Annotated in this window: 26 protein-coding genes, 1 tRNA gene and 2 rRNA genes; 4 read left to right on the top strand and 25 right to left on the bottom strand. The window is 44.4% G+C overall.

Annotated features, from left to right (window positions below; translation table 11 throughout):
- Positions 1–134: 134 nt before the first annotated feature.
- Genes CBX98_RS06885 through CBX98_RS06845 form a run of 9 tightly spaced genes read right to left on the bottom strand, consistent with a single transcriptional unit; the run spans position 135 to position 6,528 of the window.
- Positions 135–1,004, bottom strand: a complete 870-nt coding sequence (locus tag CBX98_RS06885) for a zinc ABC transporter substrate-binding protein (RefSeq protein ID WP_109168824.1) — start codon at positions 1,002–1,004, stop codon at positions 135–137.
- Between the two features lie 22 nt (positions 1,005–1,026).
- Positions 1,027–1,902: a metal ABC transporter permease gene (locus tag CBX98_RS06880; protein ID WP_109168823.1), complete on the bottom strand. Its 876-nt coding sequence runs from the start codon at positions 1,900–1,902 to the stop codon at positions 1,027–1,029.
- Positions 1,902–2,630 carry a metal ABC transporter ATP-binding protein gene (locus CBX98_RS06875; RefSeq protein WP_005393557.1) on the bottom strand — a complete coding sequence of 243 codons (729 nt, stop codon included), beginning with the start codon at positions 2,628–2,630 and terminating at the stop codon, positions 1,902–1,904. The genes CBX98_RS06880 and CBX98_RS06875 overlap by 1 nt, the downstream gene beginning before the upstream one ends.
- A complete protein-coding gene (locus CBX98_RS06870; RefSeq protein ID WP_065645583.1) occupies positions 2,630–3,556 on the bottom strand; it encodes a zinc ABC transporter substrate-binding protein in 927 nt (308 codons plus the stop codon). The genes CBX98_RS06875 and CBX98_RS06870 overlap by 1 nt, the downstream gene beginning before the upstream one ends.
- Positions 3,557–3,578: 22 nt before the next feature.
- Positions 3,579–4,133 carry a DUF6162 family protein gene (locus CBX98_RS06865; RefSeq protein ID WP_109168822.1) on the bottom strand — a complete coding sequence of 185 codons (555 nt, stop codon included), beginning with the start codon at positions 4,131–4,133 and terminating at the stop codon, positions 3,579–3,581.
- A complete protein-coding gene (locus CBX98_RS06860; protein WP_065645581.1) occupies positions 4,130–4,450 on the bottom strand; it encodes a hypothetical protein in 321 nt (106 codons plus the stop codon). The genes CBX98_RS06865 and CBX98_RS06860 overlap by 4 nt, the downstream gene beginning before the upstream one ends.
- A 42-nt stretch (positions 4,451–4,492) precedes the next feature.
- Entirely contained in the window at positions 4,493–5,323 is an 831-nt protein-coding gene (locus tag CBX98_RS06855) for a DUF4198 domain-containing protein (RefSeq protein ID WP_109168821.1), read from the bottom strand.
- A gap of 14 nt (positions 5,324–5,337) precedes the next feature.
- Positions 5,338–5,877, bottom strand: coding sequence for a DUF2271 domain-containing protein (locus CBX98_RS06850; RefSeq protein ID WP_006741224.1), 540 nt, complete (start codon positions 5,875–5,877; stop codon positions 5,338–5,340).
- A gap of 21 nt (positions 5,878–5,898) precedes the next feature.
- Complete coding sequence (locus tag CBX98_RS06845; RefSeq protein WP_046873933.1) at positions 5,899–6,528, bottom strand: PepSY-associated TM helix domain-containing protein; 630 nt, start codon at positions 6,526–6,528, stop codon at positions 5,899–5,901.
- Positions 6,529–6,907: 379 nt separating this feature from the next.
- On the opposite strand from CBX98_RS06845, the gene CBX98_RS06840 reads away from it, so the two are divergent.
- Positions 6,908–7,396, top strand: a complete 489-nt coding sequence (locus tag CBX98_RS06840; RefSeq protein WP_109168820.1) for a hypothetical protein — start codon at positions 6,908–6,910, stop codon at positions 7,394–7,396.
- Positions 7,397–7,462: 66 nt separating this feature from the next.
- On the opposite strand, the gene CBX98_RS06835 is transcribed toward CBX98_RS06840, so the two are convergent.
- From CBX98_RS06835 to CBX98_RS06790, 10 genes are all read right to left on the bottom strand, one after another.
- Positions 7,463–8,635 carry a hypothetical protein gene (locus CBX98_RS06835; protein ID WP_046873906.1) on the bottom strand — a complete coding sequence of 391 codons (1,173 nt, stop codon included), beginning with the start codon at positions 8,633–8,635 and terminating at the stop codon, positions 7,463–7,465.
- Positions 8,632–9,252: an energy transducer TonB gene (locus CBX98_RS06830; protein ID WP_006741220.1), complete on the bottom strand. Its 621-nt coding sequence runs from the start codon at positions 9,250–9,252 to the stop codon at positions 8,632–8,634. The genes CBX98_RS06835 and CBX98_RS06830 overlap by 4 nt, the downstream gene beginning before the upstream one ends.
- The gene (locus CBX98_RS06825) at positions 9,252–9,656 is read right to left on the bottom strand and encodes a biopolymer transporter ExbD (RefSeq protein ID WP_005374257.1); all 405 of its coding nucleotides are present in this window, start codon (positions 9,654–9,656) and stop codon (positions 9,252–9,254) included. The genes CBX98_RS06830 and CBX98_RS06825 overlap by 1 nt, the downstream gene beginning before the upstream one ends.
- Positions 9,653–10,207, bottom strand: a complete 555-nt coding sequence (locus tag CBX98_RS06820) for a MotA/TolQ/ExbB proton channel family protein (RefSeq protein ID WP_006741219.1) — start codon at positions 10,205–10,207, stop codon at positions 9,653–9,655. Before CBX98_RS06820 ends, CBX98_RS06825 begins: the two co-directional genes overlap by 4 nt.
- The gene (locus CBX98_RS06815) at positions 10,207–11,574 is read right to left on the bottom strand and encodes a MotA/TolQ/ExbB proton channel family protein (protein ID WP_109168819.1); all 1,368 of its coding nucleotides are present in this window, start codon (positions 11,572–11,574) and stop codon (positions 10,207–10,209) included. The genes CBX98_RS06820 and CBX98_RS06815 overlap by 1 nt, the downstream gene beginning before the upstream one ends.
- Positions 11,575–12,342 carry a DUF3450 domain-containing protein gene (locus tag CBX98_RS06810; RefSeq protein WP_053807981.1) on the bottom strand — a complete coding sequence of 256 codons (768 nt, stop codon included), beginning with the start codon at positions 12,340–12,342 and terminating at the stop codon, positions 11,575–11,577.
- A gap of 74 nt (positions 12,343–12,416) precedes the next feature.
- Positions 12,417–14,516 carry a TonB-dependent siderophore receptor gene (locus tag CBX98_RS06805; RefSeq protein WP_109168818.1) on the bottom strand — a complete coding sequence of 700 codons (2,100 nt, stop codon included), beginning with the start codon at positions 14,514–14,516 and terminating at the stop codon, positions 12,417–12,419.
- Between the two features lie 207 nt (positions 14,517–14,723).
- Positions 14,724–16,097: a sensor histidine kinase gene (locus CBX98_RS06800; RefSeq protein ID WP_046873910.1), complete on the bottom strand. Its 1,374-nt coding sequence runs from the start codon at positions 16,095–16,097 to the stop codon at positions 14,724–14,726.
- Positions 16,097–16,762, bottom strand: coding sequence for a response regulator transcription factor (locus CBX98_RS06795; RefSeq protein WP_046873911.1), 666 nt, complete (start codon positions 16,760–16,762; stop codon positions 16,097–16,099). The genes CBX98_RS06800 and CBX98_RS06795 overlap by 1 nt, the downstream gene beginning before the upstream one ends.
- A 147-nt stretch (positions 16,763–16,909) precedes the next feature.
- Positions 16,910–17,863 carry an L-lactate dehydrogenase gene (locus CBX98_RS06790; RefSeq protein ID WP_109168817.1) on the bottom strand — a complete coding sequence of 318 codons (954 nt, stop codon included), beginning with the start codon at positions 17,861–17,863 and terminating at the stop codon, positions 16,910–16,912.
- Positions 17,864–18,102: 239 nt separating this feature from the next.
- Between CBX98_RS06790 and CBX98_RS06785 the strand changes: the two genes are divergently transcribed.
- Positions 18,103–18,813 (top strand): glycerophosphodiester phosphodiesterase family protein, encoded by a 711-nt coding sequence (locus tag CBX98_RS06785; RefSeq protein ID WP_109169002.1) that lies wholly within the window; start codon positions 18,103–18,105, stop codon positions 18,811–18,813.
- A gap of 35 nt (positions 18,814–18,848) precedes the next feature.
- On the opposite strand, the gene CBX98_RS06780 is transcribed toward CBX98_RS06785, so the two are convergent.
- Positions 18,849–19,331 carry a L,D-transpeptidase family protein gene (locus CBX98_RS06780; RefSeq protein WP_041853100.1) on the bottom strand — a complete coding sequence of 161 codons (483 nt, stop codon included), beginning with the start codon at positions 19,329–19,331 and terminating at the stop codon, positions 18,849–18,851.
- Between the two features lie 289 nt (positions 19,332–19,620).
- Between CBX98_RS06780 and CBX98_RS06775 the strand changes: the two genes are divergently transcribed.
- Complete coding sequence (locus tag CBX98_RS06775; RefSeq protein WP_109168816.1) at positions 19,621–20,616, top strand: 2-hydroxyacid dehydrogenase; 996 nt, start codon at positions 19,621–19,623, stop codon at positions 20,614–20,616.
- A gap of 85 nt (positions 20,617–20,701) precedes the next feature.
- Entirely contained in the window at positions 20,702–21,058 is a 357-nt protein-coding gene (locus tag CBX98_RS06770; protein ID WP_005374274.1) for a YibL family ribosome-associated protein, read from the top strand.
- 156 nt (positions 21,059–21,214) lie between these two features.
- Here CBX98_RS06770 and CBX98_RS06765 read toward each other — a convergent pair whose 3' ends face one another.
- The 5 genes from CBX98_RS06765 to CBX98_RS06745 form a co-directional block, all read right to left on the bottom strand.
- The gene (locus CBX98_RS06765; RefSeq protein ID WP_005393521.1) at positions 21,215–22,246 is read right to left on the bottom strand and encodes a hypothetical protein; all 1,032 of its coding nucleotides are present in this window, start codon (positions 22,244–22,246) and stop codon (positions 21,215–21,217) included.
- A gap of 103 nt (positions 22,247–22,349) precedes the next feature.
- Positions 22,350–23,111, bottom strand: coding sequence for a cytosolic protein (locus CBX98_RS06760; RefSeq protein ID WP_109168815.1), 762 nt, complete (start codon positions 23,109–23,111; stop codon positions 22,350–22,352).
- A 277-nt stretch (positions 23,112–23,388) separates the two neighbouring features.
- Positions 23,389–23,479: transfer RNA gene (locus tag CBX98_RS06755), tRNA-Ser, on the bottom strand.
- A gap of 101 nt (positions 23,480–23,580) precedes the next feature.
- Positions 23,581–23,697 (bottom strand): 5S ribosomal RNA (rrf, locus tag CBX98_RS06750).
- A gap of 164 nt (positions 23,698–23,861) precedes the next feature.
- Positions 23,862–23,956 (bottom strand): 23S ribosomal RNA (locus CBX98_RS06745); the annotation flags it as partial.

Genomic DNA, 23,956 nt, shown 5'->3' with positions numbered 1-23,956 from the left:
AGTAGTAATGAAATAGAAATGAAACAAACACTTTCTTATGCAACCAGTGGTATTAATGCTCACGTTTTGAACTAAATCACAAAAAAATAGGGAACTTTTCATTCCCCATCATAAAATCTGTGGCTTTTTACGTGTCACATCTCCCAACGTGCGAGTGGCTTCTCAGTTTTGATACCCTTACTGCCCCAGCGGTCAATAACATCAATTTGCAGTATACGACTCGGTTTAATAAGCGATGTCAAGGTTTTCGACGGTCGTTTATCCGTCACTAACCATAGCGTTTTATCTTGTTCAAACTGAGCTTTTAAAGATAATTTGTCTTCTTCTGTCCACTCGAGTTCTGGCTTAAATTCGCGCCCAACCACAAACAATTGGTTGCCAGAGGCAAAGTTCTCTAGTGACTCACTCATCAGTACCACTGAATCGATGCCTTTATCGAAGATCTCTGCCTGTTGTTGGTTGATCAGTTCACGCACATTGAGCATAAAAGCCTGTTGATTCGTTTGAATCGCCTTTTGGTGTTCAGGATATACACGTTGTAGATCCTCTCCAACAATGCCCGCCATTCGGATTAAGTTTGTAGGGTTCAGCCACGCGTACTTCGATGTTGACCCGTTTTCCAATGTCAGTGCTGCAACTCCTTGAGCTCTAGGAGAAATGGCCTGCGATGCATCGATTTCAATCAAGTGAATGTTGCCCTGTCGAGCGTAAACATAAGTCGGGTCTTGTTTCCAAATCGCACCAAGAGTAATAGCAACCGTCGCGGCTTGACCCGCTTGCTTAACTTGCTCTGTACCTTTATTTGCGAACCAGTTCTCAAGACGCTCAACGCCGTAACGCTTTGGAGGCAGATACTGAGTCTCTATCCCTGTACCTTTCATGAGTTGCTCAGACAACATGTACGTGACGGGAGTGCTGGTTAAAATGTCTTTGGCGCTTGCCAACGATGGAAGTGTCGTCGCTATAACCAAACCAAAAGTTATCGCTAATTTTTTTATCTTCATGTTCATTACTTTATAAAAAGGGTTACGCTTTTTGGATAATTCGGTAAACCGTTGCCGTTAGGAAAAAGGCCGCAGAAACAATGATGATGGATGCGCCTGATGGCACTGGTAGCTCAAGCTCCATCGGCAGTATGGCTCCGACTAAACACGCAATGGTTGCCAATAAAGAAGAAAGGAGAACGAAACTGCCCATGCGTTTAGTCAATAACCTAGCCGTTGCACCAGGAATCAGTAGCAATGCACCAACCAATACCGCGCCAATAATCTTTACCGCGGCGATGGTGACCAAGGTGATCATCATGACAAATAAGTAATCATAAAAGCTGGTATTAAAGCCGCGTACACGTGCAATATCCGGGCTGATACAAGTCAGCAAAATGCGGTTAAACGTTGGAATAAGAAGCAGTAATATGATCAAACAACTGATCGCTAAAATAAGGATATCGTTGTCCGTCACAGTCAAGATCGATCCAAACAACACGTTCTCCAACATGTGAATGTTGATCTTACGAGCGACGTACATTAACAGCGCAGCACCAACCGCTAACGCTAGTGCAAGAAAAACCCCAACCAGTGTGTCGTAAGGTACATTGGTACGATTACGAACAAAGTGAAGCAACAGCGCAAAAATCATACAAAAGCTAAACAATCCGATGATCGGATTCTCTGGCGGCTCACCGAGCAACACACCAATCGCGATTCCGGTAAGCGCAGCGTGCCCAACCGCTTCGGAGAAAAAAGCCAGTCGCTTTGCGATGACTAGGGTCCCAAGACCACCAAGTAATGGTCCTAATATCAGCGCTGCCACAATTGCGTTCACCATGAAGGCATAAGAAAAGCTATCGCTTAACCATCCAGCTTCAACGCCGCTAACCGCTAACTCTCGTAACCAATCCATTATGCAGCCTCCACTTTTGCTGTGTAGTGCTTGAATAATGTTTCTATACGATCAGGACTTAGCACATCTGAATGGTGCCCTGACGCCACAATTTGACGATTTACAACATGGACCTGCGCATCTAAACGGCGCACTGCGGTCACGTCATGGTGTACTGCCAGTACCGTTTTGCCTTCTCCAACGACTTCATGAATCAAACCTTCAAGATATCGAACACCTTGCTCATCCATGCCAGTTGTAGGTTCATCTAAAACCAATAAATTGGGCTCATCCAGTAAAGCTTGCGCAAACAAAACACGCTGTTGCTCTCCGCCAGAGAGTTGCCCCATACGACGATCGCAACGCGTTGCCATGCCCACACGATCAAGCTGGGCCAGAGCATGTTGAGTCTGCTTTGTTTTACGTCGCCAAAATAGAGGAATACGGGTTTGATTAAGCAGCACAAAATCCATCACGGTTAACGGGAGGCTTGCCTCGAACATCGCCTTTTGTGGTACATATCCTATCTTACCCGATGCAGCTGATTGCTCTGGCCAATTGAGTGCAATGTTTCCCGAAAATGGTGTTAGCCCAAGTATCGAACGAAGCAAAGAGGTTTTCCCACCACCATTCGGCCCCATGATAACGTGGCATTTGGCGCTCTCGAATTCAGCGCTGATGTTCTGCAAAATAATATTGTCGGCGTATTTCAGGCCCACGTTATTTAAGGAAACGGAAGGACCTGTCATTACGCCTTTTCCCCTGCTCGCTTGCTCGCAACAAACTTCATTGCTTCAATGAGCGTTTCCACGTTATCTCGCATCTCAACCTCGACTTTATCAGCCTCATACTCACCGTGAGTCATGTGAGAAAAGCGATAAAGCTGCACCCCTGTCGCCTCTTCGATGGTATCAACAAAACGGTTCGGCATATTGAGCTCATAAAACAGCACATCAATGCCGGATTCACGAATTTTCTCAATCGTTTCCTGCAACTGACTGGCACTTGGTTCAACGCCATGAGCAGGCTCAATGACAGCTGCGACATCAACACCAAACTCCTGAAGGATATAGCCGTAAGCATTATGGGTTGTCGCCACCTTCATACCAGCCGTGTCCAACTCACCAAGAGACAACATTGCATCACGCTTCATCAGGCGGAAAGTTTTCGCATATTTACGAGCATTTTGGCGATAAAAAGTAGCGTTGTCTGGGTCCAGTTTACTTAGCTCACTCGCGATGGTGTAAACCTTTTGAATAGTGGTCGATAGACCAACAAAGGTGTGAGGGTTCACTGCACCTTGACCAACTGACTGCCCCATAGCGGGTAACAGAGGCACTTCTTTGTTTGCTTCGATAACCACGAGATCATCACGCTGAGAGGCTTTGATCACTTTCAGTGCAAAATCGTCATGACCAATACCATTGATCACTATCGCATCCATTTCATTCAAACGCTTAAGATCATTGGGTTGCGGTAAATAGTTATGAGGGTTAAAACCAGCATCGACCAGAGGAATGATGTTCGCCTTGTCATCAACAACAGCTTTGACATAGCTGTAATAAGGTTGAAGCGTAATACCAATACTGAGTTTATCGGCAGCAAAGCCAGTAGAAGGCACCGTCAATAACACGGTGGCTGTAAGAATACGACGTAAAAGAGAGCGTTTGATCATAGTACTTATCAATTATGTTGTCTTAATGGGCGTGAGAATGGGAAGAAAAGGAATCTGACAGAACGATTTGTTGCCAGCCATGCTGGCGGCGTTTTGCTAGATCGCTTAGTACCTCCGCATTTAACGATCGGCTAGAATCACTAAACCAAATATCAGCTTGAGAGCCACGGCTATCTAGAAGCATAGAGGCAGAACCTTGGGCATTTTTCTTCATGCCAATGTAGACTCCGTCATCGATTCGTTTCCACTGATGAGACCCTTTGCGCTTCCAATTTTGGTCTTTTACGAAAGGAGCAATCCAAAGCGCCTCCATGTCAGAGACCTCAGGCCAAGTTCCAGTTTCTAGCTGCAAATCACGAATCTCTTCATGAGCAAGCTTAAGTTCAGCGATCAAACCCAACTCGTTTTGATGTAAGTCCGTGATTAAAACTTGATGAGCCTGTATGTCTGGCTTTTCAGTCGCGACCTGATGGTAGGGCATAAGTATGGCTGCTGAACTGAGAATCGCTGCGATTGTCAGTACGACCCACTTTCCTTCTCGGTTACCATCATCAGGGCGAACTTTCTGTACACTCATTTCTCTTTCAGCTCAACGATATCCACTTCCACCGGGCTTTCATGTCCGGCATCAAATACCAAATAGAAATCTGTTTCAGGGTGAGTAAATTCTGCGATGGAACGCTTATCTGTTTTTTCTTTGGCGATCAGATTGTCGTCGTAATCGTACATTTCGACATCGTAGTCGACCGCTGTCGATCCATCCGAGTAGCCCGCTTCACAAATCACTTTATCTTGCGCCAAGTGACAACTCATCAGAGGGAAATGTGCAGCAGCGTGAAAAGAAGTAAATCCAGAAAAAATCAAAGCAGCTTTGAGAAGAGAAGTGTTATTCATGGTGATTCCAAAATGGCCCAGCGATTGCTGAGCCTAATTCGATTAGTTAAGTTGAGTTTCAAACGTAAGGTGAACATTGGCACTCGCTTTATCCGCCAATGGATTATCTTTTAACTCACCTTTGTAGTTCGCTTTCATTAAGTAGCGCCCTGCGACCTCTGGCGTGAAGATCACTTTGCCATCTTTATCACTCACCACATCGATTTGTTCTTGATGGTTTCGGTACATGGTGCCTTCACGTGTGATCTCCGCTGTGACGCCCTCTTGTGGCTCACCATTGAAGAAAAACTGGAAAGTGACTGGTTCACCTTCAATGATGTCCGATGGATGCGTGATCGGTTTCATCTCCAGCATTTTGCCTTCAATCTCCAACGCTTTGTCCGTTGGCATACCAACCGTAATGTAGCTTTCTGCTCGGGTGTAGCTTAGTTGAGTAACCACATCACGTGCTTGCTCGGGAAGCACATCACCACGCTCAGCTTTGTTTGCTCGCGCCCACTTCACCGTATCACGACGACCCGCTTTGTATTGGGTGTAGTAACTCGGCTGATTATTGATCGCGACTTTGTGCGTGCCTTCTTCCGTAAAAAAGAAATCAAACATAGAACGACGTTTACCACGAACAACAAAGTTAGGACGCTCAGAACGGCCATCCGGCATCACCACGAACGCTTGGTCACTACCCGCAGGCTTATCAAAAACAAACGTTCCGTGAGAAGCAGTAACATCAAATGTCAGCCAGTCACCGCCTTCTTTTGAAACCGTAAAGTGAGAAGGCAGAACCCAACGTGGATGCGCTTGTGCGGTGGTTGTTGCAGCCAATCCCATTGCCATTACACTCGCCAATGCCACTGCTTTCATTTTGGTTTTCATTGTTTGTCCTTTAATCACTTAACTTGATAATTGACGGTGATGACACCCGTCTCTTGTGTTGGTTTAAGCTCATAGCGCACTTCACTGTCCGCTAGCGTTATTTTTTGACGTAAGTAGTTTCGCCCACCATGTTCACGAACAACTTCGACGTACAACGTGTAATTTCCTTGCTCCAAACGCTTTCCTGCATCATTGGTTCCGTCCCAGACAAAACGGTACTGTCCAGCAGGGCGCGTTGCAGACGTCACCGCATCAACAAGTTCACGATCATAACGACCCGCTTTTCTCCACCAGCTGCGCAGGTCTTTTAGCCATTCGTCTTTTCCTACCCATAGCTGAATGGTTTTAACCGGTTTACGCTGGTCATTTTCAACCCACACCGCCACATAAGGGCGTGCGTACATTGAAGTGTCTATCTTTGGAAGTTCGAATTCGAAATCGATCTTCGCGTTATCTGGTAGAGGAGCCGCAGAAAGAGAGAAAGGAGCAAAAGCCGCGATCAAAGCGGCTTTACAAAAGTGATTACGGCGGAAAAATCTTCCTGTGTTCAACATAAGTGTTCTCTAAAAAAGCTGTTATGGAACAGCAACAAAATAAATCACGAGCGACAGTAACGTACCAAAGCTCATCCATTGCATTGACGTTCTAAGCGTCTTCTTCTTAGGCAGTAATAAGCACACACCTGTTAGAACAAAAAACACCATCAAAAGCGCAGTGACGTCGATAAACCACTTCCAAATCCCACCACTGTTGCGTCCTTTATGTAGATCGTTCAGCAGCGCAACAATACCGTAGTGCGTCGTTTCAACCTCTGCCGCACCGGTGGTCATATCAATGAAGACCGTAGCGTTATAACCTGGGCCTTTAAAATCCATAGACAGCTCTCCGAGTAACAACTCACCTTGCTCAACTTCGGTATACACATCTAGTGCGGAGGGAGTGCCGCGAAGCTCGGTTTCTTTAGTCAAGAAAGCCACCAGCCCTTCACGATTAGGTTGAAAGGTATCTGAATGTGAGAATAGAACTGAGTGCGGAACCGTCAGAGTATGTTGTTGAATGATAGGTTCACTGCGTTCAAATAATTCGGGGCGATTGAGGGTAATTCCAGTTATTGCAAAAAACAGCGTAACTAAGAGAAGAGCCATCGAAATATAGATATGTAGGCGGCGAGCCCAAGTTTGAACACCTTTGCTTTTAAGCAACATAGAAACAATCATCACCAATAAATGTGGGGCATAATTTAGGTGATAATCATTCGTATTGGCATTTAATTTACATTGTTTACCTTTTCAATTCAGCTTGGCTGGCGCATGTTGTAACTATTTGAGCCAATGTGAGTTACCGATTGCTTACCCTCTAGATAATAACCCTATTGATTTTAATGACTAAAAATTTAATGATATTTCCAATACTAAAAAGTGGGATAGACTCCACCAAAATGCGCCTTTATGTATATTTAATGAAAAGCTTAAAAGCTATCGATAAGCTAGATTAAAAAGGTAAGCTAAGAAGTTAGTGTAGGGTTAGATAGAGAAAATTTTCTGATGCTAGCCAAACGCTATGGTGCAGTTCAGAAGGAAAAATATGAACAAGAATGTTGTAATAATTCTCTTATCACTTTTCTCAGGTGTCACTTTCGCAAGTGAAAAGTTTGAAGCCAGTTTGTTTAACAACGTAAGCCAATCTATCGATAATTATGGTGCGAAAATAAAGCAGTGCGAATCTATGGCAGACCAGAATACACCTGACAAACAAACCCTAGAGTATTCAAAGAAGCATATAGAAGCATTAACTCCTGTTCTGCCGTTTTTAAGCGAGAAAGCTTTTGAGGCTTGTGTATTAAAAGAGAAGCAAGAGCTAGCATATTATCTATTAATAGCAAAAAATAACGCTTCAAGAACCTCAACATTAAAGCTTGTAGAATCGACTGAAAGCCTTACTTTTCATATCGAACCTACATCGAGAGAAAAGTTTGAAACACTGAGCAAGGTACATCAAGAATATATAGAGAAAAGCCCTTTTTTCTCCCGACCATTTGATGCATTAGCTTTTTATGAAAAGCTCATACAGTAAATAGCTTTTATGACTTTAGACAAAAAATACCCGAGACTGAGCTCGGGTATTTAATAAAAATGTTCGCTATGAGTTTTGCGTCGATTCTACTTTGCGTAGCTGAGATAGATACTTAACCCAACTTTTTGCCTGATTCGACGGTTTTATCTCATCCGCTCTTTTGGCATTAGCAAGTGCATCGTCAAACCGCTTAAGCTTGTAGTAAGCGCGAGTTTTGATAAGTGCGACATCCGCTTTACGACCGCTGACCTTATCGAGCGCGGCAAGGGCATCTTTATAGTGGCCTTCTTGCACCAATAATTGAGAGTAGTTCCAGTAATACTGTCGGTCTAACTGAGCAGCAACACGCCAACTATCGATAGACTCTTCCCACTCTTTTGCCATTTGCCAATACGTCGCTTGCTGAGCTTTCAGTTTACTATTCGAGTTTACATCCTCTAGCTCGTTCATCACCAACGCAGCTCTCTCAGGAATACCTCGTTTCGCGTACAATTGTGCCAGCAGCTTTAAGTCATCTTGGCTAAGTTGTAATCCTTTCAGTTTTGCCAACGCCAAAGAGTCCAGAGCACGTTTGTTGTCATCAACACGCAGGTAAAGAGCAACAAGCTGACGCCACCATTCAATTCGCTCAGGTTCAATCGCGATCAAGCGTTTGATGGTCGAGATTGCCGGCTTCCACTTTTTCAGTTCTAGCTCAGCAGAAAGCTTTATCGACAATGCGCCAAGCTTGTCTGGCTGACCAAACTTCTCATAACGAGCCATTGCTGAAAGCACTTTCTGCCACTGACTCAGTTGATAATGAGATTGGGAAATACGCAGCCATAGCTCATGCGCTTTTTGACCTTTAGGAATGTTTTTGCTCAGGGCATAGTAATGAGGTAACGCCTTAGAAAAGCGTTGCTCGTTCAGCAGTATATCTGCCAACATTTTTCGGGTTTGCCATGCTTGCTCATCTTGTAGCAACCCACTATTGACTGCCAACTCAAGTTGCTTAATCGCCGCTTGAGTTTGCTCGTTCTGCCAGTAAAAAATACCCAACATTCGAGCGACATAAGCTTGGTCATATCCACGAGAAAGCTCCATAGCTTCAAGAGATGAAATCGCTTCTTTTAGTTTCTCCTCTTGAGCCAAGTTGTGTGCTCGTTGAACTCTCGCGGCAGTGTATTGGCTTAACTCACTGGCAATGGTTGAAAGTGCACTCAGGCTTAATACCGTACCGATTAAGAATTTTTTCATCATTTGGCTAACTTGAACTCCACTTTAGCGGTTTGTCCATACTGCTCAATTGACACACCATCCTCAACTTTTGGCTGATACTTCCATTTTTTAAGCGCACGGATTGCTTCCCTTTCGAACATACGCTGTGGCTCAGCCTCGATCACTTCAATATCTTTTGGTCGTCCAGTTGCATCGATCGTGAAACGCATAATGACATAGCCTTCAACTCTACGTTTCAGCGCCTTACTTGGATAGCGAGGATCAACACGATACAACGGCAGTGCTTGTTGGTTGCCCATTGTTCCCTTCAAGTTTGGTGCACTGATCGCGATACCTTCAAGGGCAGTGTTCAAACCTAAAGCACTGACTGGCGTCATCTGGCTCATTGGCTCCATTTGAGTGTCGGCTTGAGACAGATCCATTGGCTCCGGCGCTTGGGGTGGTTCTGGTTGCTCCGGCACTGAACGCTGACGACGCTGCACGTCTGCTTCATTCTCTACCATCACCATATCAAAACGAACCGCTTCCGAAGCTTCTGGCGCACGCTGGTTGCCTTTATCAACCATCCACGCCATAAAGCTAAACAGGCTCACAGAAATTAACAATGATGCTGGTAGTGCAAGTAACAGCCTGCCCATTAAGGTTTCTCCGCCGCCAATGCGATGTTTTTCACGCCCGCCGCCTTTGCAGCGTCCATCACTTTCACGACAGTGCCATTGTAAGCATGCTCGTCAGCTTGGATAACTAACGAGGCATCAGGTTGATCAAGTAACAGGTGCTCAATAGAGGCCTCAACACGCTCAATATCAACCACTCGTTTGTCGATGTACACATCATTCGCTGCCGTTACTGCGATAAAAATGCCCGCGTCTTTTTGGCTTACTACATTAGAAGCCTGAGGGCGATTCACTTCTACACCGGACTCACGTACAAACGAACTGGTCACAATGAAGAAGATCAACATGATGAAGACGATATCAAGCATCGACGTTAAATCGACTTGAGCTTCATCTTGTTGGTTAGGTCTGCGTCCGAGTCTCACTTTTGACTCCTTAAAGATTGTTCTAACTGGATAGCTTTTCGTTCACACACTTTGCTAAGGCGAGCATGAATAAACATGCCCGCAAGCGCTGCTACCATACCCGCCATGGTTGGCAGCGTAGCAAGTGAGATACCAGAAGCCATCAATTTCGGATTGCTGCTGCCTTGCGATGCCATTACGTCAAACACCGTAATCATGCCCGTCACCGTCCCTAACAACCCTAGCATTGGGCAAACCGCCACAAGCAGCTTAATAGTCGATAGGTTTTGGCGCAGTTCGATTTGCGCTTTTGCAATCCATCCTTCACGGATTTGATGCGCGTACCAAGAGTGGTGCTCTGATCTTGCTTGCCACTGCTCACAAAGCTGTTTCTTTACCCCAGGGAAAACCGTTGTGAGATAAATAACCCGCTCCATAACCAACAGCCAGCACACCGCCACGACGGCAGCCAGCCACCATAGGATTTGACCACCTTGCTGCATAAAGCTCATCAAGGTTGTGGCCCAATCCTCACTGATCAAACCCAATGTGTTGAGTAGGATCTGCTCCATTACGCTGCGTTCTCCCCTAAGGTGTTAGAGTGACTCTTGTTGCTCGGCATATCACGCTCAGCTTGTTCTGCAACTAAACCGATACCTTGCTTTTCTAAGATACTGCGAATATTTTCTGCTTGAGAGCTCAATACGTTGTGCGCCAATAACAATGGCATGGCTGAAACAAGGCCAAGTACAGTAGTTACAAGCGCCATCGAAATACCACCCGCCATTACTTTCGGATCACCATTACCAAATTGAGTGATGACTTGGAAGGTTTCGATCATACCCGTTACCGTGCCCAGTAGACCAAGCATAGGGGCCAGCGCAGCAAGAAGCTTCAGCATCGACAACCCTTTTTCTAAGTGGGTTTGCTCATCAACAACGGCTTCCAAAAGACGTAGCTCTAACGCTTCTACGCTGCGATGCTTATCTTTCTGATACACCGCAAGCACACGACCTAAAGGGTTGTCTCCTGGCTGTGCTGGAGTTTTCAGTTGCTTCATGATTTTCTGGCGCGAAATCATCAGAGATGCACCACGTACGAGAGCAATCAATAGGCCGATAGCTAATAAACCAAGGATGATTTTACCGACAACGCCGCCTGCATTTAGGCGATCAGCCAAAGTCGGTGAGTTTGCGAGCTGCTCAAGAAGAATGCCGCGTGACGGGTCAATGACAAGCGCATCAATGTCACCAGAGGAAATAGTATTCGCTGTTGGACCGCTTTCAGGCTGACGAAGATAGTTTACCGCATCTCCGCGTTGACCATTCCACTTAACGTAGCCAGTGTCATCCAGCAGCGCCATAGAACCAAGACGAACACCATTAACCGTTTGTTCACGACCTTCGCCATTTAGCAGTGTGAAAGAGACGTTTGCCATCTCACCACTTGCTTTGATTTGTTCTTCCATGCTGCGCCACATCGCCTGAAGTTGGGTCAACGTTGGCAGTGATTTAGCTGCAACAATAGCATCGATATCTTTCTGATATGAGTTTGCATCAACACCCGTTACTGAGCTCTTGAGCTCTGACTCTAGCTCTTTTGCGTTCTGGCGAACGACGCCAAATAGCTCACCTAAGCTCCCGGTTTCTAGACGTAGCTTTTCTTCTAGCTGCGCCAGTTCCGCTTCGTTTTCACCGAAAGTAACACTTAATGAGTCCGCTTCTGCTTGAAGAGCCGCTCGCTCTGCAGCCAATTTATTCTTTATAGCCTGTAGCTCTTGCTCTGTTTTCTTAAAACCTGATTCACGCGCGACATTGTGCGATTGCTGTTGACGATTTTCTTGCTGCGCCTTTTGTAACAACGCATCACTAGCAAAAGTTGTATGAGGCATTAATGCGGATGTCGAGATTAGTGCAACTGATAACCATTTTTTCATCATTTATTTGCCCTCCGCAGCGGTTAACGACACTGGCAGAGTTAACATACTCGGCGCGATCTGTTTATTCGCCATAGCGAACGCTTTATCTAGCTCTGATTTTTGCTCAGAACCCACTTGTTGCCATGCTTGTTGTTGCTGTGACCAGCTCCAGAATGTCTCACCAGATAAGCTACGTGCTACCAAAGACAAACGCCCTAAATAGAGAATGTCCGCCTCCACAGCTTCATTGTCACCCAGGTTAATCTTGCCTTGGTAAACGCCAAGCTTGGTGCCGTAATCCATTTCAATTTGGTACGCTTCTAAAATACGACGAAACTTCTCTGCATCCGCAACGTCTGCACGCGTCATCATGGAATCCAGCTTTGCAATTCGCTCCTCACGTTGCGCTTTGCGTATAGGCTTGTCGTTAGCGACGAGCACTTTTAAGCCCTCAAGCATGTGATACATCAAAGGCACAACACCTTGACGAGTTTGAGCAATCTGCTCAATTTGCTCGTTCAAGCTATCAACTTCTTGATTTTGGCTCTCAACAAGGCTTGCAAGATGATCGCGATAAATCTTCAAGTTACCGACTTCCTCTTGCAGCTGCTCAATTTCAGCTTCTAGAGTAAGTGATTTTTCTGCGCTTGCATCAATACGTTTTTGGCTTACCGCCGACGACTGGTTTGTTTTACTCTGCACAGCTTGTGCATCGTTTAAGTTCGCCGCGTGAGCGGGAATCAAAACCGATGATATCAACAGAGCGATACTTGATTTCATTAGATTCATACGAGTTATATTTCTGTGTTCCAAAAACGACCAAAGGGGAAGACTACCCTTCCCCTTTAATAATCAAATTGTTATCAGTACTTGAACTGGATTGTTGCCATGTAGTTGCGGTCTTCTCCAACCACAACCCCACTCGCACCTTTTTGCTCGCTATTCGTGCTACCGCCACCTGCGAAGTAGTCGGTATCGAATAAGTTCTCGACATTGAATCGAGCAATGATATCCAAGTTTTCATCGTACTTATGTTTGTATGACACGCCCATATCAACGCGAGCGTAGCCATCTTTCTTGAAGGTGTTCTTTGCATCACCGTAGCGATCACCTTCATAAATCAAACCGAGGTTTAAGTTAGTGTTGTCTTGAACCTTGTAGCTAGACCATAGACTTGCCGAGAACTCTGGCACGTCTACAGGGCGGTTACCCTCGAATTTTTTATCCGCTTTCGTCAACTCTGCATCCAAATACATTGCAGAAGCCGTTAGCGACAACTCTGGGGTCACAAAACCTTGAGCCATTAACTCAGCACCTTTGTGAACTTGCTCACCACCTTGCGTTTTCTTGTGTAGGAGGTTACCGCCCGCGTCTTTGCCGCTTTCAACATCCAGCGAGATGTTCTCTAATGTGATATCAAACACTGCACCGGATACAAATAAGCGCTGATCAAAAAGTTCCCACTTCGTACCGATTTCATAAGAAATTCCGCGCTCTGCATCTAGCTTCTCGCCATCGTTCACGTAAGTTTTGCCACGACCACTGCTGACTTCACCTTGCGGCATAAAGCTTTCAGAGTACTGAACGTAAACCGAGCCATTCGTCGCTGGGTGGAAAATTACACCAAATTTTGGAGAAACCTGGTTTTCAGTCAGGTCATCGTCACGCTTTTCGTCATAACGAACACCTGCAAGCACTTGCCAGTAATCATTAATCGTCATCATGTTTTGCGCGTAGATACCCCAAGTGTCGTACTCAGTTGTTGGTGATTTCTTCGAACTACGATAGCCAGGCTTAGGCACCGTTTCTCCTGGCGCAATACTCGCCTCATTATGAAATGCCATAAAGCGATCATAACTGTAATCTAAGTAGTTAGCGCCCACTAACAACGTGTTTTCCGTACCGAACAAAGTAAAGTCCGTCGTCACATCTATATATGCAGTATCAAATACCCAATTATCGGAGCGATCATTCCCTTTGTGTCGAATCACACCGTCTTTGTCATAATTGTCAAACTTAGGGTAAGACTCTACATCAAAACGCTTAAAGTCTTGACGGTTGTAACCCGCTTTTACGTTTACATTGTCAGTCACTTGAGCATTAATATCGATACCGTAGTTTTCTACTTCGTTGTCAATCTTTGACCACTGGGCATCCCAGATGTGCTTGTCACCGCGAACCGCTTTACCATCCACAATGTAAGCACCAGAATCCACGCTACCATCGTCTTTCGTGCGATCGTAATGCGCTGACACCATAAAGTTGTCGGTGATGTCGTACTCAACCACTAGACCCGCAACCGTACGATCCGTTTCTGACTCGGTACCATCGCCGTATCTGCGCCAAGAGCCGTAGCTTTCTTTGGCAAAAATTGCGCGCGCGCGCAGTGTCTCTGCATCATTTAGCGCGCCACTCACATCAAGCACAGTACGTGAGTGATCATTCGAACCTAGATCTTGACTCAAACTAGCTTGTGTTTGAGTTGTTGGTTTTTTCGAAACCATGTTTACTAAGCCACCCGGCTCAGATTTACCATATAGCAGGCCTGATGGACCTTTAAGCACTTCAACACGTTCTAAAAGCTCAATTGGCTGACGGTAGTGTGACCAGTGTTGACGGCCATCACGAAGAAAACCGTCTGAACTGCTAAGCTCAAAACCACGTAGAGAGAAACGTTCGCGGTTACGGCTTGTACCACCCGCGCTAACACTTGCATCGTTACGTAGCACTTCACCAAGTGTACTTGCACGCTGCTCATCAATTACCGTTTCATCGATAACCGCTACTTGTCCTGGCGTTTCCAGCTGCGTCATTTCCATGCGCATTGCTGTACTGTTTGTATCCGCCTTGTAGCCGAACTCTCGACCTTCTACAACTACATGTTCGTCTGTTTGAACGTCCGCCACTGCAGGTGTTGCTAACACCGCACCGATCACTAGCGCCAAATGGCTCTTAGTAAACATATCCTTTCACTCCGATTATTATTTTTCGGGTCACATACTTGTTGAATGCGATTCCCTCTTAATTATTTCGCGGGTGAATATAAGTGATAAGTATTACCATTTGCATTAAATTTACATTCTTTGCATTTGCAAACTTTTGTAAAGTACTCTCTGATGATGAGCTACAATAACGTGATCAAAATCACGGTTAATAAGACTTAACCATACTTACTGCTTGAACACCAAAGTAACACTCAGGCCTCCTTGTTCACGATTTTTCGCCGTAACGGATCCACCCATAATGCGCATGGATTCTTTGACAATCGCGAGACCTAAGCCGTAGCCGCCAAGCTTCTTATCTCTTGATGCATCTAAGCGAGTAAACGGGTCAAAAATATCGACCAACTTGTTCTCTGGAATACCAGGCCCATTGTCGGATACAGACATGGAAATCAATTGCTGCCCATCTTTGACATGATTAGCCAGATAAACTTCTATCTGAGATGCTTGCCCTGAATATTTGATGGCATTTCCAACAAGGTTATTCAAACAACGAATGACGAGCGTTTCTTCGCAAAAAGCTTTGGCGCATGTTGCTTCTGAACGGAATGACAATGTTTGTTCTGGTTTTAAATCGATTTTGCACCGCTCTACTTGCGGTGCGAGCAACACCTCTAAATCACGGCGTTTCGCACCTTTGTCGAAACGCGCATTTTCCAAGCGACTGAACTCCAAGATATCGCTTATCAAATGGTTTAGCTCTTTAGCTTCATCTTCTAGCCTGGTCACCAAGCTTTGCTCGTTCTCCCCAACTCGCTTACGCAAAAGGTGTAGAACTAAATTCTGTCTTGCTAACGGCGTTCGGAGCTCGTGGGAGACATCTCTTATAAGCAATCGCTGCTTTTCGGCAAGAGAATGAATTTGCTGTGTCATGTGGTCGAAGTCTTGCGCCAGCTCGTTAAACTCGCGCGTATTCGATTTTAACTCTTTCACCACACTGACATTAAAGTCGCCGTTAGATAGCTTTTTGCTTGCTTCTCTTAAGCGATCAAGCGGCTGTTGTAAGTTACGTGCCATTAGCAATGAGAACAACGCCAAAATAACTACCGCAATCACCACTTTGAGAATAGAGAAATATAAAATGAAGTCATGTGCGGGATGCAGTCGATGTGGCAGTTGAATCACCAAGCTATTATCTTTAACCAAAGGGATATTGATAATCGGGCGATTTACCTTTCCCTCAAGTTGATCATCAATACTTCTTTTAAATTGAAGCTTGAACTCGAAGTGTGGATGCATTAAACGGTGAGTGACGGGTTGCTGGTGCTCATTCAGCACAAACAGATAAAAGTTTTGCGCGTTCGCCCAGTCAGCAAGTTCATCCATGTCTCCGTGCTCAATCAGCACATTGGCTTGATGTGCAAGATCGAGCATTTCTTCTCGCACACTGTCCGGCACTTTTAGCATGGCTTTCACGAGAGCTTGCTCCGCCATTGCTTGTACGACCAAAATACTTATCACAATTGCAGTCATATAACTAAACAACTTAAACGCTAAGCTGTCTTTACGTTTCGCGATAAAAGGTGGGCACGTGAGCTTCATTAATTGTTTACAGCCTCTAGGTAGCTGTAACCTTTGCCACGGAAGGTTTTGATATGTTGCTTAGAGAGCCCTGCTTCTACTAGCTTGCGACGTATATTACTGATGTGCATATCAAGGTTGCGGTCAAAAGGGCTTAGCTCTTTCTTTAATACTTCGGTTTGGAGTTCCGCTTTTGAAATCACCACACCTTGGTTTTTGACTAAATAGCTCAGTAATTCGGCTTCCGTGCTTGTGAGTGGTAAGCTATTGAGCTGATCACTGATCGTTTGAACGGTACTGCACATCGCCTGACGTTGGCGCTCTAAACCAACACGACGAAGAATCGCTTTGATGCGCATCAGAAGCTCAGCAACATTAAAAGGCTTTCCTATGTACTGATCGGCTCCCGCTTGGTAGCCATCAAGCATCGAGTTTTCATCATTAAGCGCAGTAAGCATTAGAATAGGTGTCGCGAAGCGTTGACAGATTCTACGGGCAACTTGCATGCCGTTAAGGTTTGGTAACATGACATCAAGCAGTACAAGATCTACCGGCGTTTTTTCCATATATTGCAAAGCACTTTCACCGCAATGTACAGAAGAGACAATATAGCCCTCCTCTTGCAAAACTGCTTCTAATAGCTCACACAAAGGAACGTCATCATCCACTATCAAAACTCGAGACATTACCACTCACCATTCAAATAAAAATGGTTCGCATTCTATTACTCATTTACAAATTAAACAACTACACACCCTAGGGCTTTAGTACAAATAGCTCTATAGCAGTAGCCCGGAGTGCTAAGCTAACTAGCACCTGATAATGAGGGTAGATCAGGGCGTTAGATTCGTCTGCTTAGCGACATTTTCCGCGATGTGTTTTAAATGGGTGCTGATCGTTTTTAATGTGACAAGCTCCTCTTCAGTGAAGGGATGCATCAGAACTGAATTTGCTCCGCTTTTTCCAATAACCGTAGGTAGGCTGAGAACAACATCATGCAAACCATATTGCCCCGACATCATCGTACCGACGGGCAACACCGATCGTTCGTTAATCGTCACAGCTTGAATGATTCGAAAGACACTGGCGGCAATGCCATGAACGGTGTTCTGCTTACGCCGAAAGATTTCATATCCCGCCTGTTTCACCGCCTCAAGAAGTGCGTGCGGATCAATTCTCTCAATGTTATGGGTATCGCAGTAATAGTCGGCCGGTTGCCCAGCGATAGAAATTAAGCTCTTAGGAGTAAAGCAATGGCTACCATGCTCTCCTAATACATAACCAAACACGTTCTTCGGGTCTAGGTCTACACGGCCAGCAACAATACTCATTAAACGAGCGGTATCAACTACACAGCCACTGCTAATAACTTTACTCGGCTCAAAACCGGTGTTGGTGACAATAAAGTGCGCCACGATATCGCATGGGTTTGACACAACAATCAACACCGCATTTGGCGCTACGCGTTCTATTTGACGAGCAATATCAACTCCAATTTGAGCATTAACCTCAGCAATATCCAAACGAGTTTGTCCTTGTTTAATCTGCGTACCAGCGGTGATAACAACAAGAGAGGCTTCGAGTAAATCTAAGTAATCATCCGACGGCATAATGCGTGTGTTTTTTGAAAAAGTCAGTGCCATCGTGTGACGAAAATCAAACACTTCACCCTCGGCACGTTCTAAATTTTTATCAAGTAGAACAAGCTCGCTAAAACCACCCAGAGTGAGTAAGTAATTACATACTCCCACACCAACAGCACCTGCACCAATAACACCGATCTTCATATTTCTCTCTCCCGATAACCATGATGCATTCGCAACTACCTTGCTCTTTAAAAATGAGCGGCAGGAGAATAAAAGTCCAACTTTGGTTCATGATTCGACAGGAGTGCTTCCAACGACCTACCTTGACGAATGGGCGATTTGGCTTTTATTAAGACGATCTGACAACATGCACCTTGAGGTATATCTTCAAAGCAAAAAACGAGTACAATCTGCTCAACACAAAGCAGAAGATGAAGAACATGGAAACATTAGTAATTGGTCATCGTGGTGTTGCTGGCTCATACCCAGAAAATACAAAAGTGAGCGTTCAGGCCGCCATTGACCTCGGATTAAATTGGGTTGAAGTTGATGTACAACCGACCAAAGATAATGTTTTAGTGGTTTGCCATGATCACACCATAAATCGATGCAGTAATGGACAAGGGCGTGTCGATGAACTGACTCTGGAAGAGTTAAAGGCGTTGAATTTTGGTAGCTGGTTCAGCGCAGATTTTTCAGGTGAGAAAATCATGACATTAGATGAGCTGCTCACTTTAGCTACTGAGCACAAGCTTAACTTGAATATTGAAGTTAAGGTAGATCGCCACCCAGCAGAAGAAGTGGCACAAGCTCTCGCCAACGTACTAGCAAAAAGTCCCATGCCGCAAGAGAAGGTACTACTCTCCAGTTTTAGTCATGATGTCATTAGAGCGCTGCATAAATACTGCAATGAGTATCGATTAGGTGTATTGAGTGAATTCTTAACGAGAAAAGATAAACGCCTTTTGGAAGAAGTTAACGCCTATAGCTGCAACCTAAACATTAACTGGGTTCGCTCGCGCCAAATAAACAAACTCCAGCAGGCGGGTTACAAAGTGATGTGTTATACAGTGAACAATCCAAACAAACTGAAGTACCTACCTCAGTTAGACGGTATATTCAGTGATCATCCACAACGCTTTATGCCATAGCACATACCACCTTGAGCTTCAGAGGCACCATTTCGTTACCACTCAATCTGAATTGGTGTCCCCATCTCTACAAGCTGGATAAATTCATCCATCTCTTCATTGGTAATCGCAATACACCCATTGGTCCAATCAAAACTTTGGATATAAATCGGCAACTGACTCTCACCGTTTTTTAAACCATGAATTTTGATGTTCCCTCCTGGGGACACACCTCGGCGCTTCGCTTCCAACGTATCAATCGCATCAGGGTAGCTAATATGCACAGAACGATAAAAAGCAGAGTCTTCTATAACGTAATCTAAGGTGTATTCGCCCTCAGGTGTACGATTGTCTCCCTCTTCTTGTTTATGCCCTTTAGGGCTCGCCCCTAAAGCAATGCGGTATTCTTTTAGTATTGTGCCTTGTTCCATTAAATACATTCGACGCTTTGACTTGTCGACTTTAACAAGATCTACAGCTGCATGGACGCCAGAAGCCAACACGCAACACAAGAACATAGAGCACCATTTCACTGACATTGCCGGAACGCCTAACCTAACTAAAGTGAACAAGAAAAGAGCGATTATGCTAGTCAGTTAGCGCCCGTAAAGCAAACAGTATCTAGGGTAGAACCGGTATTACCCCAGGAGCTAATGTGATGAACGCACAAGTGCAGAGTCGTAAGATAATACTCATTGAAAGACGTGATCGTTATCGTTGTTTGATAGTGCAAAAGTTAAAGAGAAGATTTCTCTATTCATTCCGCCTAAGTTGCATTACTTTATAAGTATATTTATTTATAAAGTCCGCACTTTTTGAGAGGGAACCATGATTAATATTGCTTTTTTTAGTGCAAAATCCTACGACGAGGCCTCTTTTAATAAAATTAAAAATAACCGAGATTTTGAATTCCACTATCACTACTTCCGGCTAACCGAAAAAACCGCCAAAATGGCACATGGTTGCGATGTCGTGTGTGCTTTCGTCAATGATGACCTTTCAGCTCCCGTTCTTAAACAGCTTTCTCTAGGCGGAACTAAGCTTATTGCCATGCGCTGCGCGGGTTTTGATAAAGTGGATCAACAAGCCGCTAAAGAACTTGGCTTACAAGTGGTTCGAGTTCCTGCTTACTCACCAGAAGCGGTGGCTGAACACACAGTCGGTTTGATGATGTGCCTAAATCGTCGCCTTCACAAAGCCTACCAACGTACACGTGACGCCAACTTCTCGCTAGAGGGCCTAGTTGGCTTTAACTTTTACGGGAAAACCGTTGGTGTCATTGGTACAGGTAAGATTGGTATCGCGACGATGCGTATCTTCAAAGGGCTTGGCATGGAGCTGCTTTGCTATGACCCTTACGAAAATCCATTAGCACTAGAAATGGGAGCGCGTTACTGTTCGCTTGAAGAAATCTACGCTAATGCGGATATTATCTCTCTCCATTGTCCAATGAGTGAAGAAAACTATCACCTATTGAACGAAAAAGCCTTCGCGCAAATGAAAGATGGTGTGATGATCATTAACACTAGTCGAGGCGAGTTGCTGGATTCACTAGCGGCGATAGAAGCCTTGAAACAAGGTAAGATTGGCGCGCTTGGTCTAGACGTGTATGACAATGAAAAAGACTTGTTCTTCCAAGATAAATCTAACGATGTCATCGTAGACGATGTTTTCCGTCGCTTATCGGCTTGTCATAACGTGCTGTTTACTGGCCACCAAGCATTCTTGACTCACGAAGCACTTAATAATATTGCCTCTGTGACGCTTGATAACGTCGAAGCCTTCTTCTCTGGTAACGTATCGGGCAATGAACTGATTAACTAAAGCCAGACAATCGAGAAGTATAGTAGAGCGTGTGATCTCAGCTATGCTATACTTCTCGCTTATTTAAAATTTGAGCCAAATTACCATGAGCATAAAAACTGATATTCAAAAGCTGCACAACCGTTTAGATACATGCCAACGTAAACTTGATGCGGCACGTTCTCGTGGTGATCACGAAATGATTACAAAGTTCACGGATGAAGTAGAACAGCTAACCAAAAAGCTTAACCAGTTAAAGCATAAGCAAAACTATGAGCTGAACAAAGAACGTAAAAGCTTACTTGATATGCCATTCTCTCGTGAAATCACCAAAGCAGAACAAGCGGACATCGGCAAACTGAAAAAACGCGTACGCGGCTTAGTAATCGTTCACCCACTAACAAAAGTTGGTAAAGAGCTTCGCCTCGATGTCATGACAGGCTTTGCGCCAAAAGAGTTTTAAACTCATATTAATACTCGTTGAGCCTAAGCATTTGCTTGGGCTTTTTATTTTGTACTGCTTCATTAAATTTCATCGAAATATCAACCCATAAACTCTTAAAAAGGCCAGCGACAAAAGCCACTGACCAAATTCAAAATGCCAGTCTGCATTACTCGCCTACGACAGTTGCTGCAACTTGTGCTCCACAACGGGGTCATTCGGAACTAACTGCTGAGCCACTTCCAAAAGTTGTACTGCATCTTGCGGATTGTCATGCTCATGCTTCATCGCAATATCAACAAGTGGCTGAATATCGATTTGCGCTTGATGCTCCTTCACATGTTCTTTCTTTTCTTCAATTAACACATTATGAGCGGTACTCAGTAAGTTCAAACGATGCTGTGAACTCGCATTCGCCTTGTTAAGGCACTGATAGTAATCTTCTTTTAATCGCAGCGTTTTAGTCTGATGACGAAACTGCGCTATATCTATCTTCTGATAACGTATAAAGTCTACAGCCACTTGCTTATAAAAACCGAATTTATTCAAATACGTCGCGTGGGTACCATGTCCCATACCGAAAACTCTCAAGTGAGTGAGCTCTGGGTAGCGTTTGGCGTGAAGGCGGTCGATTTCATTGGTTGGATCATAAATGATGTAACCTTTTGCATCTCCAAGGTCGAGGTCGTGGTACTTTCCTTCCCAATCAAATTGTTGGGCAAGTTCAGTACTTGGCCTGTCATCCCATGGCACTAGCACTTTGTTTTTTGTACTGACCGGGTGAAACATCAATACTTGATCCAACTTTAATAGATTAGAGAAAGCGCCAATAGCAAAACCACCGCGGCTAAGGCCATAACCTAAACGGCATTCAAAAGGCTCAAGTAATGTCGATAACTGCTCTAGAAAGAAAATCAAATTACGGCTGCGAAACCAATTACTTTTCCCAAGGTGCTGAAAAGAAATAATATTTACTTTTTGTTTCTGGGCTAATCGATAGCCCCAAGGCGCAAAGTCTGAGTGTAAGTCCTGTACTTGTAGATTCGTACCAGCAGGGGAAAAGGTGAACAACAGCGGTTTATTGCGGTCGACAAACTCATACTTAACAAACACATCATCAAGTAAGTCCTCCCCGGACATCGGTAGCCTGGTTTGCTGTTCTTCACGAGAAAGAGCCAGCCATTCATCCAACCAGTACAGTAACTTCATTAATCCTCCATCTAAATTGCGCCTAGCAATTGTGTTAAAAATCTAGTTTTTAGTGTGTGATCATCTCCCCCTGGTTACAGGGGACTCTGATATCAGTCCTCTTTTAAAACAAAGCGTGAATTTGCTTATTAAATTGGTCAATATCTATGGTTTGATGACGAACAAACTCCTTCGCCACCAGATTAAAAAATTCTAATTTATCTAATTGTGTGGATTGAGTGCCGTGCCCCATACCGACGACTTTTAAATGAGTAAGCTCTGGATAACGTTCAGCATGAAGACGATCAATACGATTGGTGGGGTCATAAATAATGTAACCTTTGGCATTGCCCAAATCTCGATCATGATAGCCGCTTTCCCAATCGAACTGTTGAGCAAGCTCAGTACTGGGCCGATCATCCCATGGCACTAACGCTTTATTTTTTGTGCTAACAGGATAAAACAACAAAAGATGCTCCAACTTCAATAAGTCAGCGAATGCGCCAATAGCAAAACCACCTCGGCTCTGCCCATAACCCAAACGACATTTGAAGGGATTTAGCAACTCCGACAACTGCTCCAGAAAGAAAATTAAATTCCGGCTACGGAACCAATTACTTTTACCTAAATGTTGAAAGGCAATAATATTTATTTGTTGTTGTATTCCGAGGTCGTAACCCCAAGGAGAAAAATCCGGAGTTAAATCTTGTACCTGCACATCAGTGCCGGAAGGAGAAAATGTGAACAACAATGACTTGTTAAGATCGACGAGTTCATACTTCACAAATACATCATCAAGTAAATCGTAGCCAGAAATTGGTAAAGCAGCATTTTGCTCTTTTTGAGTAAGCGCTTGCCATTCATCTAACCAGTAAAGTAGCTTCATTTTTTCTCCAAGTACATCAGCAGTATTTAGACTGAAACTCTATCAAAATGCTTTTAAGCATCCCACGTTGAGACTTAACAAAGCTCTACTTAAAGCCCAAATGACCTATGGAAATGTCTTCGATTGAAGATATTACTGCGTAAACTACACCCAAAGTGAGTACGCTAAAGAACTTAGAGAAAGGGCCGGAGAAAAGCCAATTAGAAGTTTTCGATAACAGCTGTTAAAAAACAGCAGATACAAAAAAACCGCTGTAAGAACAGCGGTTTTTTAAAGGTGGCGGAGAGATAGGGATTTGAACCCTAGATACGCTATTAACGTATGCCGGTTTTCAAGACCGGTGCTTTCAACCACTCAGCCATCTCTCCACAAATTGTCACTAAAACTTAGTCTTATACTATCGATGCTAATTTTTAGTTTTGCCTTCAGTTATCTTAATTAAAAAGAAAACTTGAAAGCGATGTTTAAAGCCTGGCGATGTCCTACTCTCACATGGGGAAGCCCCACACTACCATCGGCGCTATTTCGTTTCACTTCTGAGTTCGGCATGGAAATCAGGTGGGTCCAAAACGCTATGGTCGCCAAGCAAATTCTTTATCAATTTGCTCGCAAATTCAAACGCACTTTAGTGCGGCCCTTTAGGGTGAGATTTGCTTGCAAATCGAATAATTCGGAAAGCTGTTTCTTAATTCTCGTTCTTACACATTCAACGTTCTTTCATTGAGTCCATCAAAACCCCTTGGGTGTTGTATGGTTAAGCCTCACGGGCAATTAGTACAGGTTAGCTCAACGCCTCACAACGCTTACACACCCTGCCTATCAACGTCGTAGTCTACGACAACCCT

The organism is Vibrio sp. T9, assembly GCF_003123985.1.
GTDB classification, from domain to species: domain Bacteria; phylum Pseudomonadota; class Gammaproteobacteria; order Enterobacterales; family Vibrionaceae; genus Vibrio; species Vibrio diabolicus.
The sequence above is the reverse complement of the archived record's forward strand: the minus strand, read 5'-3'. Positions and strand labels throughout refer to the sequence as shown.